3 protein-coding genes are annotated in these 2,429 nt (G+C 69.5%); all 3 read right to left on the bottom strand.

Translation table 11 applies throughout. The annotated features are described in order from the left end of the window. Nucleotides 1-119 precede the first annotated feature (119 nt). Complete coding sequence (mtnC, locus tag D180_RS06450; protein WP_017912145.1) at nt 120-818, bottom strand: acireductone synthase; 699 nt, start codon at nt 816-818, stop codon at nt 120-122. A gap of 3 nt (nt 819-821) precedes the next feature. Next, on the bottom strand, nt 822-1,388 hold the full coding sequence (locus D180_RS06445) for an acireductone dioxygenase (protein WP_017912144.1): 567 nt from the start codon (nt 1,386-1,388) through the stop codon (nt 822-824). A gap of 94 nt (nt 1,389-1,482) precedes the next feature. Next, nucleotides 1,483-2,124 carry a methylthioribulose 1-phosphate dehydratase gene (locus tag D180_RS06440; protein WP_017912143.1) on the bottom strand — a complete coding sequence of 214 codons (642 nt, stop codon included), beginning with the start codon at nt 2,122-2,124 and terminating at the stop codon, nt 1,483-1,485. Nucleotides 2,125-2,429: the final 305 nt, after the last annotated feature.

The raw sequence follows: 2,429 nt of genomic DNA, 5'->3' as shown, positions 1-2,429 counted from the left end.
GCAGCGCCAGCGCCAGCAGCGCGGCCGGCAGCAGCCGGCGCCGCAGCACGGCCAACGGGCGCCGCAACGCCGCCAGGGCGGCCATCAAGGCAGCGACAGGCCTGCGCATGCGTGGGGACTCAGAAGCCCAGGTCGGCGAAGCTCTCCGCGCGGCGGTGGCCGTTGCAGGCCTCGCCCTGGCGCGGTTGCGGGTAATCGTCGCGGCGGTCGATCAGCACCGTGTCCAGGCCGGCGGCGCGGGCCGCATCCAGTTCGGCGACCACGTCGGACAGGAACACGATCTGCGCCGGCGCCACCCCGATCGCCTCGGCGATGCGCGCGTAGCTGGGCTGCTCGCGCTTGCCGCCGATCTCGGTATCGAACCAGCCGGAGAACAGGCCGCGCAGGTCGCCGGCGTCGCTGTGGCCGAAGAACAGCTTCTGTGCCGGCACCGAGCCGGACGAGTACACGTACAGCGCGCGGCCGTCGGCATGCCAGCGGCGCAGCGCCGGCGCGGCATCGGGATAGATGTGCGCGGTGAAGTCGGCATCGCGGTAGCCGGCTTCCCAGATCATGCCCTGCAGCGCCTTCAGCGCGGTGTGCTTGCGGTCCTCGTCGATCCAGCCCTGCAGGGTCTCCACGATCACCGCATCGGTGCAGATGCCGCCGCATTCGCTGGCGACGGCATCCAGCCATTGCCGCACCTGCGGCTGCTGGCCGTGCTCGCGCACGAAGCCGGGCAGGGCGCGGCGCGCATAGGGGAACAGCACGTCCTTGACGAAGGAGATGCTGCTGGTGGTGCCTTCGATGTCGGTGAGTACGACGCGCGGATCGGTCATCGCTCAGTGCGCCTCGCCGCGCAGCTTCGCCTCGTAGCGCGGGAAGCGCTGGGCGATGTCGGTGCCGGTGAAGTGGCCGACCCAGCCGTCCGGCTCGGTGAAGAAGCGGATCGCGATGAAGCGCGGCTCCGGGCCCATGTCGAACCAGTGGTGGGTGCCGTCGGGCACGGCGATCAGGTCGTCCTGCACGCACTCGATCTCGTAGACCTTGCCGTCCACATGCAGGGTGAACAGGCCGGAGCCGGCGACGAAGAAGCGCACCTCGTCTTCCTTGTGGAAGTGCTCGTCGAGGAACTTCTTGCGCATCTCCTCGCGCTGCGGGTTGTCCGGGGCGATGCTGACCACGTCCACGGTCTTGAAGCCGTTGGCGGCGACCAGGCGGTCGATGTCGGCCTTGTAGGCGGCCATGACCGCGTCCGGCGAGGCGCCGGGCTCGATCGGCTGGTTGGCCTGCCAGCGCTCGAAGGTGACGCCGATCTTGCGCAGTTCAGCGGCGATCGCGTCGCCATCGCGGCTGTCGAACAGCGGCGCGTCGGGAGTGGTGTCGGCGAAGATGCGGAGTCGGCTCATGGCGGCGGGCGAAAGCGTCAGTGGGGACGAAAAGGGTAGCAGGTGCGCGGCCGGCGGCCGTTGCGGCGCTGGAACGCTGTCGCGCCGCGGCGGATCAGCCGGCGGCGCGCAGCTTGCGCAGCTCCAGCTCGCAGTGCAGCAGGAACTCGAAGGCTTCGAGGTGGCGGCGCGCCTCGGCCATGTCGCGGCCCCAGGCGTACAGGCCGTGGCCGTCGATCAGGTAGCCCCACAGCGGCGTGCGGTCGAGCAGGGCGTCGACCTGCGCGGCCAGCACGGTCATGTCCTGGGTGTTGGCGAACACCGGCAGGTCGACCGCGGTTTCGTGGGTCTGGTTGCCGTGCAGCGCCTTCAGCAGCTCGTAGCCTTCCAAGCGGATATGGCCCTGCGGCGCATACAGGCGCGAGGCGATGGTCTGCACCGGCGAATGCGTATGCAGAATGCAGCCGACCTCGGGGAAGCGCCGGTACAGCTGGGTGTGCAGCAGGGTTTCGGCGGACGGGCGCAGCGGCCGGCCGACGGCCTGGCCGTCGAAGTCCACCACCATGATGTCGTCCTCCACCAGCCGGCCCTTGTCGCGACCGGAGACGGTGATCGCGGCATGGCGATCGTCCAGGCGGTGCGAGAAGTTGCTGCTGGTGGCGGGCGTCCAGCCGGCCTGCGAGAGTTCGCGGATGTTGTCGATCAGCAGGTGCGCCAGCGTGCGCAGGCGCTCGGAATCGTAGGGCAGTGCGTTCATGCGCGTAGTGTAGGGCTTGGGGGTTGGATTGGGATGACAGGTGGCTGGATCCAAGCGCATCTGCTCATACCGTACCCTCACGCCCCCCCTCTCTAGAGGGATCACTAGCGGTCGGACCCTCACCCCAACCCCTCTCCCGGAGGGAGAGGGGCTACGGCTTTTCCTTCTCCCGCCGGGAGAAGGTGCCCCGCAGGGGCGGATGAGGGTACGGGCGAAGCCTCGTGCTGCCAGATGGGTGCAGCGCTTCGCGCTCCGTACCCTCACCCAAACCCCTCTCCCGGGGGAGAGGGGCTCTGCGCTCAGCC

Source organism: Xanthomonas sp. SHU 166, from assembly GCF_000364685.1.
Classification (GTDB): Bacteria; Pseudomonadota; Gammaproteobacteria; order Xanthomonadales; family Xanthomonadaceae; genus Xanthomonas_A; species Xanthomonas_A sontii.
This window is presented reverse-complemented; position numbering and strand designations above follow the sequence as displayed.